The following is a 16,138-nucleotide window of genomic DNA, read 5'->3' as shown; positions in this document are numbered from 1 at the left end:
ACCTAGATAGGTCAAACCTCGGAGATTGATAACGAAACTCTTCGTGATCCCGGCGTTGTCGGACGGAACATCCGAAGGCGGGAACTTGATGCGGACGACCGACTTAGGAGCCGGCCTGTTCCCCATGTTCTCCAGGCCCGATCGTGGTGTCGCCGCGCTGCAGCTTGCCGAGCAATCTTTGTAAAGCATTCTTGATCTGTTCGATCTCTTCCGAGCCGGCAATTTCCGCCCAGCGTTCGTCAACCAGACGACCGGTCGCCATGGCGATCGGCCGCACGCCCTTACCGCGTTCGGTGAGGAACACCAGCCGCCCGCGTCGGTCGTTGGGGTCTGGGCGGCGCTCGACATAGCCCAACCGTTCGAGTTCCTCGACCGCCTGCGTCATCGTCTGCTTGCGCACATGGGCGAGCTTGGTGAGTTCGCTGACCTGAATGCCCTCTGGGCGGGCAAAGGTAAAGACGTTGGCATGCGATGGACGAATATCGCCGAACCCGGCTTCTTCCAGCGCCGCTTCGACAGCCTGTGTCCAATGCTGATGCATGAGGCGCAGTAATAAGCCGAGGGGCGGATGAGAGGGAGCGCATTTTTCCATGATGTAGACAGGCTCCTGACTATTATGATAGATAGACAGGCACCTTACCATTTCCGCTGAAGAGAGGATACCCCATATGCCCTCCATCAATGTGCTGGATTCAACGATCTTCTGTGAGGATGCAGGGACTGGAACACCCTTCGTCTTTCTCCACGGCAATCCCACCTCCTCCCATCTCTGGCGACATGTCTCTCCGAACATCGGGGCACCCGCACGCCGTCTCGCGCCCGATCTCATTGGCATGGGCCGCTCGGGCAAACCGGATATCCCCTACCGCTTCGCCGATCACGCCCGCTATCTCGACGCCTGGTTCGACGTACTTGAACTTACCGGCGTCGTGCTGGTTGGCCACGACTGGGGTGGCGCGTTGGCCTTCGACTGGGCAGCCCGCAATCCCCACCGGGTGCGCGGCATCGCGTTCATGGAAACCATCATGCGACCGCTGACCTGGGACAACCTGCCGAACGCGCGACCGCGTTATGAGGCGCTGCGCTCGCCGGCCACCGGCGAGGCCAAGGTTCTTGACGAGAATTTCTTCATCGAGCAGGCGCTGCCGGCTACCGTCCTCAATGGATTGAGCGACGAGGATCATGCTATCTATCGCGCCCCCTACCCAACCCGCGAAAGCCGGCGACCGCTATTGGAATGGCCGCGCGCAATGCCGATCGAAGGCGAACCCGCCGATGTGGTCACCCGGATCGAAGCCTATGACGCCTGGCTGGCGGCGAGCGCGGATGTCCCGAAACTGCTTCTAACCTTCGACGGCCCGGCAGAAACCCTATTGATTGGGGAGAAGATGACGGCCTGGTGCCAAGCGAACGTCGCCAATCTGGATATCGAAAATTGCGGCCCGGCCCGCCATGTCGCGCCAGAGGATCAACCCCAGGCAATTGCCACCGCCATTTCCCGATGGGTGGATCGCCACCAACTACGCTAGGAGATCCGCTCTCGCTTGCGGCGAAACTTTTCAAAAACAATCCATCGTTGACAAATGACACCCAGACCATAATCTCCGCCTAAGCGCTTGTGATCCCACATTCTTTCGGAGATGAAGATCATGCTGGCGAAATGCATGAGACGACCGGTTCTGGCAGGCCTCATCCTTTGCGTCTCGGCATACATAGCCGCCGCTGCGCAAGCGCTCGACCTTATCGCTCAGAAGGGAGCCGTGAGGATCGGTTATATTGCCGACGAGGCACCGTTCTCTTTCCAGAAAAAGGACGGCAGCCCCACGGGATACGCCATCGATCTCTGCGGCAAGATCGCCGATGAAATCGGCCGCAATGTTCCCGACGCCAAGCGGGAATATGTCGAAACCACACTTGCCGACGGCTTCAACGCGGTGAAAAACGGCCAGATCGACCTTCTCTGCGGCGCCACTACAATCAATCTCGCTAGGCGCGAAAGCGTCGATTTCTCCCAGCCGATCTTCCTGACTGGTGCGAGCGCGCTGCTGCGCAAGGATTCGCCCGAATATTTGCAGATACTCTTCCTCGACAAGCGCCCCGTTCGTGCGGTCGACGCGCGATCCCCCTCAGCGAGCACCATCGGCGTCCGCTCCGACACGACCACCGGCGCGACGCTACGAGAAGCGCTCGGTCCCGATGTACCGAAGACCCGGGTCGCCGATTTCGCGACGCATCAGGACGGGCTCAAAGCCCTCGAAGACCATCGGATCGACGCCTATTTCGCCGACCGGATCCTTCTGATCAGCCTCGCCGCTCATGCGCGCAATCCTTCGGCCCTCGCGATCGGCAACCGCCTGTTCACGCATGAACCCTATGGCATCGCATTACGGCGCGACGATTCCGCTTTCCGCCTTCTCGTCGACCAGGCGCTCACCGCATTCTATCAATCCGATGATTTTCCGAAATTGCTGAAGACCTATTTCGGAGACGAGGCGCCTATTCTGCGTAGCGAAATATTGATGCAGTCCGTTCCGCAATAGGGCCAGCCGTCGTCTGAACGGCAAGCACCTCCATGGTGCTCACCTACAGCGTGGCCACCGGTCCATTCGCTTTTTTCCAGGCGGCGATGCCGCCCTCGATGTGGCAGGCGGTTGTCAGGCCAGCGTCCTGGGCCGCTTGTACGGCCATCGCCGAGCGCTCGCCGAAGGCGCAATAGAACACGATCCGCTTGCCAGTGGCCGCTGCCAACTCATGCAGCATGCCGCCGTCGCTGAGGTTTTCCAGCAAATCCGGATAGGGTGCGTGCAGCGAGCCTGGGATCGTTCCGTGCTTTTCGCGCTCGCCCCTCTCCCGCAGATCGACGATCGCGATATCCGGACGGCCGCGCAACGCCAGTGCCTCGGCCGCCGAGACGGCCCAGCCTTTGCGCGCGATCTCATCCTGATGAAAGCCGACATGCACATTGGCCGGCACAGCCACATCCATCATCTTCGGGTTGGGAAGTTTCAGATTGTTCATGAGGTCGGCATACTCGTCGGCCGACCGAACCTTGAGGCGTGGATTGAACATCTTCTCCTCGCCGATGGTTGAAACGGTATCGCCTTTATAGTCATGGGCCGGATAGACCAGCGTCTCGTCCGGCAATTTCAGAAGCTTGTTGAAGATCGAATCGTACTGCTGAAGCGGATTGCCGTTCTGGAAATCGGTGCGGCCGGTGCCGCGAATGAGGAGCGTATCGCCCGTGAACACACGGCCGCCCATCAGGAAGGAATAGGAATCGTCGGTGTGGCCCGGCGTATAGAGCACGTCGAGGCTCAAACCTTCGATAGAGACCCGATCGCCTTCCGCCACGCGCATGGAAACGACATCGGCAAGGGTCTGCTCACCCATCACTGTTATGCAATGGGTGCGGTCGCGCAGCGCACCCAATCCGGTGATATGGTCGGCATGCAAATGCGTATCCACGGCCTTGACCAGCTTGAGGTCAAGCTCATGCACGAGCTGCAGATAGCGATCGACTTTCTCGAGCACGGGATCGATGATGAGCGCCTCGCCGCCCCGCCGGCTGGCGATGAGGTAAGTGTAGGTGCCGGATACACTGTCGAAGAGCTGGCGAAAGATCATCTGCGGCTCCCTTGCGCAAGTCTTGCCCAGGATCAAATCTTTTCCTTGGTATAGTTATTGTCCGTTTTAGTAATTTAGGCAACGACAAACGATGACGGAAATCTTCCCGGAGAAAGCGTTGCACTGATGCTTGGATTTTCTCTTGCAGGAACGCGCTTAACTTAAGGGAAGCCGAGCAGGACTTTGAATGAGGTGGCAAAAACAGTMGTCATCGAATCTGCCGGCATGACCGAATTGCAACGATCGGCAAARAAAACCCCGCCACTTTGGCGGGGATAGAGAGGTGCTTCAAGAATTATCATGATAATATCATAATACTTTCGCGCGCCCATAAAACAAAAAAGCGCCCACCTGCTAAGCGGTGACAGGCGGGCGTCAAATATCCAACGAATTGAAGTTAAACGATAATCAAATATCGTCAATAGCTAAATAAATTTACCTAAATTTATCGCCTATGTGACAGCATAGAGCGATATTACACTATCATCTGACATGTAGATGAAAGCATTGTGTGCCGCCCAATGAAAAAGCCCCGCCAATCGGATGAGGCGGGGCAAGGGGGGAAAGCTCCCTCAGATATGAGAAGGGAGCGGCGGTAATAAATCAGGACTATTCGAACCGCACGAGGTCAGTTCCGACCAATGCGGTACGGTGCGCATGAAAAAGCTGTGGCAATCCTCGAGTCCTACGGGCGGGACATCACGCCGCTCTTCGCCCTTTTTGCGGAGAAGACAACCGCCACATCAAGGGGCATGATCTACCGCGATGCAGTTGCCGGCACGCGCCTTGATCGGCGGATCAATGGCCGATCTCGCAGAAAGCGGCAAAGACGTGTAGAATTTTGAACTCAGGCGATACGCTTCACGCTGTTTGTAGGCATCCGGCAACGTGGGTTGGGGGGACATGATGGCATCGACTATCGCTTCGCAGCTACAATTTTCCGCAGAGCCGTCATTCCGATGACGGACAGTCTGGCATTCCGTCCGCGCGGGCTGACCCGTATTTTCCGCGAGGAATGGTTTCTGGCGATCAGCATTCTGACCTGCCTGGTGATCATCAGCTCCGAAGATGACCTGTTTCGGCAATTGTCGGACCCGGTTTGGCTCGCAATAACTTTCTTCGGGCTTTTTGCCGCCGTGCTTGGTTCCGCGCTTTCGGTTGTCCGCCATGCCGACCACCTCGCGGAACGACTTGGGGAGCCTTACGGCACATTGATCCTGACGCTCGCTATTACTTCGATCGAAGTGATGGCCATTTCCGCCGTCATGATCCACGGCGAGAACAATCCTACCCTTGCCCGCGATACGCTTTTTGCGGTGATCATGATCATCCTCAACGGCATGGTGGGATTATCGCTGCTGTTCGGCGGCTGGCGCCGACCGGAGCAGTCCCACAATCTGCAGGGCGCCAACGCCTATCTCGGCCTTATCGTGCCTCTGGCGACGCTAAGCCTGATCTTGCCAAGTTTTCTATACGGCACCGGAGGCCCGCATCCTTCCACGCCGAGACAGGTGGTGCTCGGAATCATGTCAGTCGGCCTCTACAGCATATTCCTGATGCTTCAGGCGGGCCGTCATCACCATTTTTTTGCCGAGGAGGGCGAAGCACCCGTCAAACGAGCCGTCCGTCCCGGCCGCAAGGCGATATGGTATCATACCGTTATGCTGTTCGCTTATATGGGGCCGGTGGTCTTCCTGGTCGAAGAACTCGCCAAGCCGATCGATTACGTGATTGAAACCTTGCGCGCCCCTGTCGCCTTCGGAGGTGTCGTCATGGCCGTGCTGGTCGCCACACCGGAAGCCATCAGCGCCGTGCGCGCCGCCGCCGCCAACCACTTGCAGCGTTCGATCAATATCTTCCTGGGTTCGGTCCTCTCGACGATCGGGATAACCGTCCCAGCCATGCTCGCCGTCAGTCATCTCTATGCGCATCCCGTGACATTGGGACTTGAAGGCGGCGATCTCGTTATGCTCATCCTGACGCTTGCCGTCAGCATCATCACCTTCTCCAGCGGCCGGACCCATGTCATGCAGGGTGCCGTTCACCTCGTCCTTTTCCTGTCTTACGTGCTGCTCATCTTTCAGCAGTAAGGTTGACATCATCCTGGTCCAGGGCCACCCACATGACCATCGAGCTTCTGATCGCAAGATATGGCCTGCTGGCAATTTTCCTGGGAGCCGCCATCGAAGGGGAGACCATGGTGATCCTGGGCGGTGTGTTTTCGCATCGCCACCTCATGACCTATTGGGACGCTGCCGGGGCCGCCTGCGCCGGTTCCTTTATCGCGGACCAGACGCTCTTCTTCATCGGCCGCTATGCCCGGCACTATCCGCGCGTCCAGAAAATCATCGCGAAACCGGCATTCGCACGCGTCACGCATCTTCTGGAGCGCCATCCCACCGGCTTCATCTTTTCCTTCCGGTTCATCTATGGTTTGAGAGCGATCAGTCCCATCGCCATCGGAATGTCCGGCGTTTCAGCGATAAAATTCGTCATGATCAACGCCGTCGCAGCCTTGGTGTGGGCATCGCTCTTCACTGGAATAGGCTATCTCTTCGGACAGGGCATCGAGCAGACGTTCGGCCATCTGCCGCTTCACCACCACGTCCTGATTGCCGCCGGGATCATTGTCGTCCTGCTTCTTATCATGATGACATTCCGAAAGAGCCGCCGGCCTGCATAATCAGCGTCGGCCTTCACCGGTGAAGCTCATACGAATTGCAGATCAAGGGGCTATTGCAATTTTCAGCAATGCCGCTTCATAGTGTCACATACCTTGATCCATCGGCGCCTTTTGGCCGCCGGCGAGGTGCGCATGAAGACTGGAACTCGCAAGTATGGGGGGTGTCAGGAATGCGTGGAGGATTTTCTCAAGGTCTACAATTTTGCGTCGTGCTTCTCAGCACGATTTCCCTTCAAGCATGCGACGGCAGTAACAATACATATGTTGCCCCGCCGCCGCCGAAGGTGCGCGTAGCGCTTCCATTGCAGCAGACCGTCACCCGATATTTCGAACTGACGGGCAATACCGCGGCAATCAATTCCGTCGATATCGAAGCGCGCGTCCAGGGCTTCGTCGAGTCGATCGACTATCGGGATGGCATGCCGGTGACAAAGGATACCCAGCTCTTCGGCCTTCAGCGCAATACCTACCAAGCCCAGGTCGATCAGGCGCAAGCAACCCTTGCCTCTGCCCAGGCCTCGCAGGTCGGTGCCAATCAGGAATACCAGCGGCAGCTCAATCTCAGCAAGCAGAGCGTCACGACGCAGACGGCCCTCGACAGCGCCAAGGCGACGCTTGATCAGGCAAACGCAACCATCCTCAATGCCCAGGCGAGTCTCGATCTTGCGGTGATCAATCTCGGATATACGAAGGTGCTGGCACCCTTTGATGGCATCGTAACCGCCCATCTCGTCGATGTCGGCGCGCTCGTCGGCGTGTCCGGCCCGACCAAGCTCGCGACCATCGTCCAAACCGACCCGCTCTACGTGAACTTCAACGTCAGCGAGCCGCAGGTGCTGATGATCAAGCAGGCCATGGCAAAAGAAGGTCACACCTTCAGGCAAACCGACCTTCCGACCATTCCCTTTGAAATCGGCCTGCAGAGTGAGACCGGTTATCCCTTCAAGGGTCACCTCGATTATGCCGCGCCGCAGGTCGATTCCTCCACCGGCACTCTGTCCGTGAGAGGCATCGTCGACAACAAGGAACGCGCCCTTCTCCCGGGTCTTTTCGTACGTGTGCGCGTTCCCGTCGGGCACGACGACAAGGCGCTGCTGGTGCGGGACGATGCAATCGGCACCAACCAGCAGGGCAGCTACGTGCTGGTCGTCGGAAAAGATGACGCCGTCGAGCAGAAGCTGGTGAAGACCGGCCAGCGCGAAGGGCCTCTGCGCGTCATCGAATCCGGGCTTGACGCCGGTGATTGGGTGGTGACGGAAGGCATTCAACAGGCCATCCCCGGCAACAAGGTCGCACCGGAGAAAGTCGCACTGGACGCGGTCGCAGCAGCAAGCACGTCGAACAATGGCGCGCTCGCAATCGATGTGCCCAAGCCCGATGCGCAGAAGGCCGACACAACCCAATCTGACGCAACAAAGTCTGATACGGCCAAGTCCGACACGCCATGAACTCGCTTTCGTTCTCACGCCAATATCCGAGGAGGACAGCATGATTTCGCGCTTCTTCATCGAGCGGCCGGTGCTCGCGAACGTTCTGGCGCTTGTCTTCGTCCTCATCGGCGCGGTCGCGCTCTTCCAATTGCCGGTCGCGCAATATCCAAATGTCGTCCCGCCGACGGTACAGGTGACAACGCGTTATCCCGGCGCGAGCGCGAAGACCCTCATCGATACGGTGGCACTGCCGATCGAACAACAGGTCAACGGCGTGCAGAATATGCTGTACATGCAGTCGACGAGCGCCAGCGACGGCACCTATTCCCTGATAGTGACCTTCGCAATCGGCACGAACGCCGACCAGGCGCAGGTCCTCGTGCAGAACCGTGTCGCCATAGCCATGCCTTCGCTGCCGCAAGCCGTTCAGCTACAGGGCGTCACGACACAGAAGAAATCGACGTCCATTCTCGAATTCGTCAGCCTCACCTCGCCGGACAGCCGGTATGACAGCCTTTTCCTGTCCAACTACGCCGTGATCAACCTGCAGAACGAGCTGGCCCGCCTGCCCGGCGTCGGCAATGTCTCGGTGTTTGGCGCCGGCCAATATGCCATGCGCATCTGGATGAACCCGGACCTCCTGCAAGCGCGCGGCCTGACGCCGCAGGACATCATCAACGTCGTGCAACAACAGAGCCAGGAAGTGACGGCCGGTCAGGTGGGCATACCGCCCGTGCCGCCCGGCCAGGATTTCCAATATACGCTCAACGTCAGCGGGCGCCTGAACGACGCCATCGATTATGAGAATATCATCGTCAAGGTCGACCAGCAGAATGGCGGACGCATCACGCGCATTCGCGACATCGGTCGCGTCGAGCTCGGCGCCCAGACTTACAGCCAGTCCTTCATGCAGAACGGGCACCCTGCAGCCGGCATCGGCATTTTCCAATTACCGGAAGCAAACGCCATTGCCGTCGCGAAAAGCGTCGCCGCCAAGATGGCAGAGCTCTCGAAGAGCTTCCCGCCAGGCCTTACCTATCAAGTTCCGTTCGACACGACCAAGTTCGTGACGGCCTCGATCGACGAAGTTTACACAACGCTGGTGGAAGCCGGCATCCTAGTGCTCGTCGTCATCCTCGTCTTTCTTCAGGATTGGCGCGCAATGCTCGTGCCGGCGACAACCGTTCCGGTGACGATCATCGGCGCCTTTGCGGCAATGGCGGCGCTCGGCTTCACCGTCAACCTCTCGACGCTGTTTGCCATTGTTCTTGCCATCGGCATCGTCGTCGACGACGCCATCGTCATCGTGGAGGGTGTCACCCGCCATATCGAGGGAGGAATGCCGGGCAGACTGGCCGCCGAAAAAGCGATGGACGAGCTGTTCGGCCCCGTTATCGGCATCACACTCGTCCTGATGGCGGTGTTCATTCCAGCCGCCTTCCTCCCCGGTCTGACGGGCCAGCTTTACAAGCAATTCGCACTCGTCATTGCCGCGACCGCTTTCATCAGCGCCATCAATGCAATGACGCTCAAGCCGACGCAATGCGCACTCTGGCTGCGCCCGCCTGTGCCGCCCGACAGGCGCAACTTTTTCTACCGCGGCTTCAACAGGGTCTACGATCGGGCAGAACATGCCTATGCCAGGCTAATCAGCGGCATGGTTCATCATAGCGGCATTGCCGTCCTCGTTGCCTTGGCGCTGATTGGCGTTGCCGTGTGGGGGCTCACGCGCCTGCCGACCGCCTTCCTGCCGGTCGAGGATCAAGGCTACGTGCTGATCAACGCCCAGCTTCCCGACGGCGCCTCGAAGGAGCGCACCGATGCAGTCATGGAACAGGTCGGCAAGATTGCGCAACAGACGCCCGGCGTCGACCAGGTGCTGACCATCAGCGGCATTTCCATTCTCGACAACAGCGCGAGCCTGCCGAATGCCGGCGTCGCCTATGTCATCCTCAAGGATTGGGGTATCCGCGGCAAGGAAAAGGGACAGGACCTGCTGTCGATCTACGAACATCTGAACGGCGCCCTGCAGAATATATTGACGGCAAAGACGCTGGTGGTCGTGCCCCCGCCGATCCAGGGCATCGGCAATGCCAATGGCTTCACCATGCAAGTCGAGATCCGGAACGGCAATTTCGACTTTCCACTGCTGCAGGGTCTGGCCGATACCATCGTCAAGAACGGCAATGCGCAGTCGGCGCTGCAGCGGCTGAGCACATCCTTCCGGGCTGATGTTCCACAGCTCTCCGTTACCGTCGATCGCATCAAGGCGGAGACGCTCGGCGTGACCGTCGGACAAGTCTTCTCAGCGCTTTCGGGTTACGTGGGATCAAGCTACGTGACGCAATTCAACAAATTCGGGCGCACCTTCCAGGTCTATGTGCAGGCATCTCCCGATTTTCGTGTTCGCCCCGACGATATCCGCAACCTGAAGGTCAGGGCCGGCGACGGCACCATGGTGCCGCTCGGCACGGTGATAGATGTCACCAGCATGCAAGGCCCATCCCTCATCAGCCTCTATAACCTCTATCCGACCGCCACGATCGTCGGCGGAGCCGCCAAAGGCTTCAGTTCCGGACAGGCGCTCGATGTCATGGAACAGATCGCCGACCGCACGCTGTCGCCCGGATCTGGCTTCGAATGGACTGCCCTGTCCTATCAGGAAAAGGCTGTCGGCGGTCAGATCTATTTCATCTTCGCCCTTGCCATGCTTCTCGTCTATTTCGTGCTCGCCGGCCAATATGAAAGCTGGATCCTGCCATTGGCGGTGCTGCTGGCGGTGCCGCTCGCCCTGCTTGGGACGGTGGCAGCTTTGAGCGCTGCCGGCGTCGCCAATAACCTCTACACGCAGATCGGCCTCATCCTGCTGATCGCACTTGCCTCGAAAAACGCTATTCTCATCGTCGAATATGCGCGGGAGAAACGCGAACAAGGCATGGAAATTCTGGATGCGGCGGTCGAGGCGGCACGCTTGCGCTTCCGGCCGATCCTGATGACATCCTTCGCTTTTATCCTCGGTGTCGTGCCGCTGGTACTTGCGACAGGCGCCGGCGCATCCGCCCGCAAGTCGATCGGCATATCCGTCTTCAGCGGCATGATCGCCTCGACCTGTCTTGCCGTGCTTTTCGTTCCCTCGTTTTATGTCGTGTTGCAGCGTATCGAAGAACATAGGAAACGCCGAACAGTCACGCAGCCGGTTTCGCAAGCCGCGGACTGAGGGCAGATGCTGTCTGGATGCGGATGTAACTATCCGATCAGCCAGCGCTATGCGCCACGCTCTACGGCACGACCACTCGAACATAGGCGCCGCCGCTCTTGGCATAATAGCCAGATCCGCAACGGTAGTAATAGCCGCCATAATAGGCTCCATAAACGCAGCCCGGCGGCAATACCGCAATGACGGTGGTCGACGGCGTTCCCACGATAACGCGGCGCGTCGTTCTGCGGGCGACACCGGCATAGGAAAGCGGGGTCAAGGGCCGGCCGATGACGGCGCCGGCGGGTGTGGCGAAATCTAACGACAGCGGCATCAATGCGCCCGGCTCGACATTGACATCGGCGAAAAGGAAAGCGCCCGCCAAGCCCGCAGTGAGCAATAATCTTGGAAATCTCATTTGCTTTCTCCCGCATCGGCAGGCGCAGGAAGCTCATCGAGCGACTGGAGTTCGCTGAGATCGACCTTCTTCGCGCTGGTCGGAATATCGATGTTGTAGGAAACGGCAGCCACATCGGAGCCGCTCTTGAAGTCGCTGATCTCCAACGTGTATTGCGGTGCTTGGGCGACGTGCTTGCTGGTGATGACGTAGCGCCGCGGTATCGGTATTTCTCCGGTTTGTATCCAGATCTGCCAGTCGATTTCAGGCGTCCGGAAGGTGAGATATTCACACTCGACACCGTCGACGAAGGCGCTGGAAATATGTTTGGCGACGGTCACATCCGACATCAGCAGACCGTAGACATCCGTTGACAGCAAGTCCGCGCCCGGCGCCTCGACACCGGCACCCACCAGCCGGTCAAGCAGGTCGTCCACCGACCCCTTGGCATCGATCTTGGCATAAGCATCGAGATTCTTGCCATGCACAGTCAGTGTCGAACCATCGAAGCTTACATCCACATCGGCAAACCCGCCGGTCCTCGTGATCCTGAGCTTGTCGGGACGCGTCAGGCTGGCAGTGCCGGAACTGACGAACTGCAGCTTCTCAAAATCCGGCGTCACTGCCTCGAGCGAGGATTGATAATGAAATGACATCGTCCTCTGCGCCGCCAGATAGTCGGACATGGCTTTCAGAAGATCCTTGGCGTCATCCGCCCATGCCGCCGTGGGCAAGGCGCAGCAGAGGCCGAAAGAACTTAAAATCAGCAGTCGTTTGAATTTCTGAAGGTACGAAATCGATGACATGGCAACACCTTTCGTTTGGGTCATCGTTGATCCATCGAATGTGCAGGCTGCCAGTCTCGGCAGGCCCGTATCGCTCAAGTTCCCATGAAATGTCGGTCTGCGATTTCTGAAGACCGTGGACCGCGACGTTGGAGCTACACGCGTTCCTTTGAACGCACAAAAATCCTATCCGCTTGAAGGTGAATTCGCCTGAAGCGGGACACTCGGAGAGAAGCGACACTCTATAACCCGCTGGTCAACACCCTCTGGCATACGGGAGACAGCCGCTGCATATTGTTCCGCAGGCAGGCAATACCCCTGCCCCCGCCGAGCGGCACGGAGCGGCAAAAAGCGCGGAAGTCCGGCCCGCACGTCCGATGCAGGACGATTAATTCTTCGCGCGGTGAGAAAGATGGCATCCCTGCACGCGCACCGGGCATCGCCGCCGCGCCACCCCCTGCCGGCGCCTGTGCAGCACCCGCGGGCGCCGAAGCGCCTCCCAGAGCCGCAACTGCCTGCTGACAAGATGGGGAAAGAGTTGCACTGTGCTGCTGTAGGCAGGCAAGCGCCTGGGAACCGCCCGGCGTCACACCCGAGCACTGCGCCATGAAATCAGACCGGCAGGCCGATTTCACCGCATTGCGCTGCGCCTGTGTCGGCTGGGCCGCTGGCGTACCAGCGGCGGCCGCACTGGATTGCGCCGGCGCCGTTGCCGGCGTTTCGGCGGGCGTAGCAGCACTGGACTTCTTTTTGGTCCCGTCCAAAGCCGATACGGCGCTACGGCAGGCGGGAGAAAGCGTCGCGCTATGCTGTTGCAGGCAGGTCAGCGCTTCCTTGCCGCCCGGCGTCACGCCTGAACATTGTGCTATGAAATCGGAACGGCATGCCGATTTGATAGCACTGCGCTGCGCATCGGTCGGTTGTTGCGCATGAGCGACGCCGGCAGAAAGGCAGAACACCCATAGCAAGGCGCAAAGCATCGTATATGCCGACAGAGCGTATTGCCGTCCACACGGGGCGGCCGCCAGAAAAGACGCAGATTTCCCCATTGTCTCCCCCACAAAAGAAAAACTTTCGCGCTTATCGCAAAACCTGTCAGCCGAAGTAACGAGATCGAAAAAAGGATGAAATGGAAGCTACGTGCGGCCGATATGCAGAGGCATCGCGACTACTCCTGAGTTACCATACCAGAGATATTCGCGAAGAGGTAGTCTAGCAACGTATAGTCCTTTGGCGGTAATCACTCACTCAATGGGAATTTCAAAATCTATAGCATTCTCCCTGCCTGCGCCTGCACCAACAAATTTGATAGGCAATCCATATAGCGCGGCCAGATGTGTCTGCCTCGGGGACTAGCTCAGACGTTACTGTGAACAGCGACCAGCGTGTGGAGATGCAGCGACCGTAAACAAGGGCTCGTCTTTCCATAAGGCGTCCGACAACATTTCCCGTGTGCCGAGATCGAACACTGAACGCATATAGGGTTCGTTGAACGGATCGGTCATATCGTAGGGAAGCTGGCAATCTATCGACGCCACATGGAGGTTGGCTTCAGTCCGACGAGTATAGCCGTACAGGGCCATTAGAGAATCTCGTTCCTGCGCCTTGACCAAGGTGGAATATGCCCTTGCCATCACATTCAAGGTGCTGCCGTTCGTATTCGAAAATTCGGGGATCAGAGCGTTATTGACGATGACATATAGGTTGAATTGATCTCGCTTCTGCCGAGGCGGATGGTTTGCCGACGCAAGGACCGCGTACGGCAATGTAAGAATCTGCGACGAGGAGCCTCCGTCCGAATGGAGCTCCTGGAAGTCGTGACCATTTGCATGCACTTTTATCAAGACGGCCGGATAGACGCCTGGAATGCTTGCCGATGCGATGAGCACATCTTGGAAGAGCTGGAGCGCACCCGGCTGATGGCTGGCCGCAATGGCGCCCATATTCCAGATCACTGCGCGCTGGGAATCCAAATTCGAGGTCAGCACAAATAGCCGCCTGCCCTTCATATGTTCCTTCGCAACCTGCTGCAGGATATCCGCTGTAACGTAGCGTCGTATCATGTTGCGAAGCACCTCTCCTCTGAGAAGGCTTTCGCTGAGCATTTTGTTTGGAAACAATCTCCGGTCGACAAGGCTCTTGGCCACGCCGCTGGTGTACAGGTCTTTCAGCAGGTCGTCATAGGATGAGCCGAGATATGCGAAGGGCGCAATAAGCGCACCTGTGCTGACGCCGCTGACGACATCGAATTCCGGTCGCGATCCCTTTTTCGTCCAGGCCGATAGCACACCAGCGCTGAAAGCCCCCGCAGCGCCACCGCCGGAAATCATCAGATAGTTTCGCTGCGCCGCAGCCGGCTGCAGATCAAACGCATCCTCAAGCGACTTGGTATCCTGATCAAGATAGGACCTGACGTTCGGGAATCCCGGTATCTCGGCAAGGGTCGATTGCACCTGGTCATATTGCGGGCGCGTGGTTGCAACACAGCTCGATAAGAACAGGGACGCCATCATCACCGAAAGGAATATGTTACGACAATTTCCTTTGAGGACGGGCAACTCCGGTTCTCCGAGTTAATTTGCAGGATCGTTCGACAGCCCGGATTGATGGCTGCAGAGGCGGCCCTACCGCAGCGACAGAGCAGTGGTTCAGTCGTTCGTAAAATGACGAGATCAGGCGATCTAACTGTTTTGGCAGTTCAATTTCATGAGACGAAGCGTCTTTGGCGTTCTTGGAAGCGGTTGATTACCGCCACCAGTCTTCCCGCCTTCGCCGTGTCAAATCGCTCTTGTGACTTTTGCCCGCCGCTTTCCTGTCACCCTTCAGGTGATCCATGTAGCCACCCAGGACGCTGTTGATGAAAACATGAGATTTTGCGCGGTTCGAACCCAGCAGCTTAAACCTTGCTTCCTTGTCCTGCTCCATTTGCTGGGCGATCTTCCAGAAGACAAAGCTGTCGTGGCTTTCTTTCATCGCCAGAAAATAGCCGGACGAGTAGATGCGTTCGAAACGGTCCGCGAAGGTCAATATTTCCCGATGGTGCAAATTGTACCCCACCCATCCGCATTCGGGGTAAATCCGACGATTAAGGTAGGCGGCAAGCTGCTCCCCTCTCGGCGCAATTCTGTCGACTAGGCTTCGCGGAACGTCCCTATGGGTGACCGTATCGGCATCCAGCCATATCAACTGATCAACCGTCTTCCGGTATCGCCGGATCGCATCGGTGACGGCGAAGACCTTGTTGGAAAAGCGGACGGCATCCCACCGATAATCACGTTGCAGACTGGACCCGGATAAACAAATTCCGTTGGCTAGCGGATTGTCGGCAAACGCCTGGCGGAATTCGAGCAGCCGCGGGAGAGCTTCACTATGATCCAAGATCTGAAGCCTGCAATCCTTCTCTTCGACATCAACATCCTCAGCATAGACCAAGAGCGTAATGTCCTCGGGCCAATGCTTGAGAAAGGTCTCAATGCATCTTTTCCCATAGTCGCGATAACCCTTTTCGTGAAAGGTCGTCACGACAACATGCCTTAGCTGTTCTCGCCGCCACAGATTTGGGAAAAACATCGGCAATCAGGCTCCGCAATAAATGTTTTTGTCCGTCAGAATTGACTAAAGCGATTGAGCGGTCCCCGCTCTGAATGGAGCCTCGATGTTTAGATGATTGCCGGCAGTCGAGAATGTCTGAATGTTTCCTCGCAATGACATTTGTGAGAAATGTTGTTGCTAGATCTGTGTGTCGGACGATGGTTCGGCTGGATGCGGTAACGCCGGGCTGCGGCGCTGACCGTTACTTGTGCCTGTTCGGAGCGGCGCCATTGGACGCTGGGTGTCTGTGCTGCGGGCGCGTCTTTATGTTGGCGAGGGCCATTTGATATCGTCGCCGCGACGGCATCCTAAAAACGCAGAAAGCCCCGTGTGGGGCTTTGTGTGTGATCTTTGGCGGCTTTGTTGTGTGGAAGGAAGCTGGATTGGTTGCGGGGGCAGGATTTGAACCTGCGGCCTTCAGGTTATGAGAGC

The 16,138-nt window shown here is 57.9% G+C and carries 13 protein-coding genes; 6 read left to right on the top strand and 7 right to left on the bottom strand.

The window, feature by feature from the left end; all coding sequences use genetic code 11:
• Nucleotides 1–103 precede the first annotated feature (103 nt).
• Nucleotides 104–592 carry a MarR family winged helix-turn-helix transcriptional regulator gene (locus QD357_RS11300; RefSeq protein WP_107109384.1) on the bottom strand — a complete coding sequence of 163 codons (489 nt, stop codon included), beginning with the start codon at nt 590–592 and terminating at the stop codon, nt 104–106.
• Nucleotides 593–668: 76 nt separating this feature from the next.
• On the opposite strand from QD357_RS11300, the gene QD357_RS11295 reads away from it, so the two are divergent.
• Both QD357_RS11295 and QD357_RS11290 read left to right on the top strand, forming a co-directional pair.
• Nucleotides 669–1,529: a haloalkane dehalogenase gene (locus QD357_RS11295; protein ID WP_107109385.1), complete on the top strand. Its 861-nt coding sequence runs from the start codon at nt 669–671 to the stop codon at nt 1,527–1,529.
• Between the two features lie 120 nt (nt 1,530–1,649).
• Nucleotides 1,650–2,540, top strand: a complete 891-nt coding sequence (locus QD357_RS11290) for an amino acid ABC transporter substrate-binding protein (protein ID WP_107109386.1) — start codon at nt 1,650–1,652, stop codon at nt 2,538–2,540.
• Nucleotides 2,541–2,583: 43 nt separating this feature from the next.
• Here QD357_RS11290 and QD357_RS11285 read toward each other — a convergent pair whose 3' ends face one another.
• Nucleotides 2,584–3,624, bottom strand: a complete 1,041-nt coding sequence (locus QD357_RS11285) for an MBL fold metallo-hydrolase (protein WP_107109485.1) — start codon at nt 3,622–3,624, stop codon at nt 2,584–2,586.
• A gap of 959 nt (nt 3,625–4,583) precedes the next feature.
• Between QD357_RS11285 and QD357_RS11280 the strand changes: the two genes are divergently transcribed.
• The 4 genes from QD357_RS11280 (at nt 4,584) to QD357_RS11265 (ending at nt 10,954) form a co-directional block, all read left to right on the top strand.
• Entirely contained in the window at nt 4,584–5,714 is a 1,131-nt protein-coding gene (locus tag QD357_RS11280; protein WP_107109486.1) for a calcium:proton antiporter, read from the top strand.
• 32 nt (nt 5,715–5,746) lie between these two features.
• Nucleotides 5,747–6,307 carry a DedA family protein gene (locus QD357_RS11275; protein ID WP_107109387.1) on the top strand — a complete coding sequence of 187 codons (561 nt, stop codon included), beginning with the start codon at nt 5,747–5,749 and terminating at the stop codon, nt 6,305–6,307.
• Nucleotides 6,308–6,477: 170 nt separating this feature from the next.
• Nucleotides 6,478–7,755, top strand: a complete 1,278-nt coding sequence (locus QD357_RS11270) for an efflux RND transporter periplasmic adaptor subunit (protein WP_414124343.1) — start codon at nt 6,478–6,480, stop codon at nt 7,753–7,755.
• A 40-nt stretch (nt 7,756–7,795) separates the two neighbouring features.
• Nucleotides 7,796–10,954 (top strand): efflux RND transporter permease subunit, encoded by a 3,159-nt coding sequence (locus tag QD357_RS11265; protein WP_414124342.1) that lies wholly within the window; start codon nt 7,796–7,798, stop codon nt 10,952–10,954.
• 61 nt (nt 10,955–11,015) lie between these two features.
• Here QD357_RS11265 and QD357_RS11260 read toward each other — a convergent pair whose 3' ends face one another.
• From QD357_RS11260 to QD357_RS11240, 5 genes are all read right to left on the bottom strand, one after another.
• Nucleotides 11,016–11,351, bottom strand: a complete 336-nt coding sequence (locus QD357_RS11260) for a hypothetical protein (protein WP_107109390.1) — start codon at nt 11,349–11,351, stop codon at nt 11,016–11,018.
• Nucleotides 11,348–12,136, bottom strand: a complete 789-nt coding sequence (locus QD357_RS11255; protein WP_107109391.1) for a DUF2092 domain-containing protein — start codon at nt 12,134–12,136, stop codon at nt 11,348–11,350. The genes QD357_RS11260 and QD357_RS11255 overlap by 4 nt, the downstream gene beginning before the upstream one ends.
• A gap of 221 nt (nt 12,137–12,357) precedes the next feature.
• Nucleotides 12,358–13,164, bottom strand: a complete 807-nt coding sequence (locus QD357_RS11250) for a hypothetical protein (protein ID WP_107109392.1) — start codon at nt 13,162–13,164, stop codon at nt 12,358–12,360.
• A gap of 315 nt (nt 13,165–13,479) precedes the next feature.
• Entirely contained in the window at nt 13,480–14,673 is a 1,194-nt protein-coding gene (locus tag QD357_RS11245) for a patatin-like phospholipase family protein (RefSeq protein ID WP_245407509.1), read from the bottom strand.
• A 187-nt stretch (nt 14,674–14,860) separates the two neighbouring features.
• Entirely contained in the window at nt 14,861–15,637 is a 777-nt protein-coding gene (locus QD357_RS11240; RefSeq protein WP_245407510.1) for a hypothetical protein, read from the bottom strand.
• Nucleotides 15,638–16,138 lie beyond the last annotated feature (501 nt).

The organism is Rhizobium sp. BR 317 (assembly GCF_047445835.1).
GTDB classification, from domain to species: domain Bacteria; phylum Pseudomonadota; class Alphaproteobacteria; order Rhizobiales; family Rhizobiaceae; genus Rhizobium; species Rhizobium paranaense.
This window is presented reverse-complemented; position numbering and strand designations above follow the sequence as displayed.

Excerpts from the sequence above, each read along its gene's own strand:
- QD357_RS11300 (WP_107109384.1), bottom strand. The coding sequence starts at position 592 with ATGGAAAAATGCGCTCCCTCTCATCCGCCCCTCGGCTTATTACTGCGC.
- QD357_RS11295 (WP_107109385.1), top strand. The coding sequence starts at position 669 with ATGCCCTCCATCAATGTGCTGGATTCAACGATCTTCTGTGAGGATGCA.
- QD357_RS11290 (WP_107109386.1), top strand. The coding sequence starts at position 1,650 with ATGCTGGCGAAATGCATGAGACGACCGGTTCTGGCAGGCCTCATCCTT.
- QD357_RS11285 (WP_107109485.1), bottom strand. The coding sequence starts at position 3,624 with ATGATCTTTCGCCAGCTCTTCGACAGTGTATCCGGCACCTACACTTAC.
- QD357_RS11280 (WP_107109486.1), top strand. The coding sequence starts at position 4,584 with ATGACGGACAGTCTGGCATTCCGTCCGCGCGGGCTGACCCGTATTTTC.
- QD357_RS11275 (WP_107109387.1), top strand. The coding sequence starts at position 5,747 with ATGACCATCGAGCTTCTGATCGCAAGATATGGCCTGCTGGCAATTTTC.
- QD357_RS11270 (WP_414124343.1), top strand. The coding sequence starts at position 6,478 with ATGCGTGGAGGATTTTCTCAAGGTCTACAATTTTGCGTCGTGCTTCTC.
- QD357_RS11265 (WP_414124342.1), top strand. The coding sequence starts at position 7,796 with ATGATTTCGCGCTTCTTCATCGAGCGGCCGGTGCTCGCGAACGTTCTG.
- QD357_RS11260 (WP_107109390.1), bottom strand. The coding sequence starts at position 11,351 with ATGAGATTTCCAAGATTATTGCTCACTGCGGGCTTGGCGGGCGCTTTC.
- QD357_RS11255 (WP_107109391.1), bottom strand. The coding sequence starts at position 12,136 with ATGTCATCGATTTCGTACCTTCAGAAATTCAAACGACTGCTGATTTTA.
- QD357_RS11250 (WP_107109392.1), bottom strand. The coding sequence starts at position 13,164 with ATGGGGAAATCTGCGTCTTTTCTGGCGGCCGCCCCGTGTGGACGGCAA.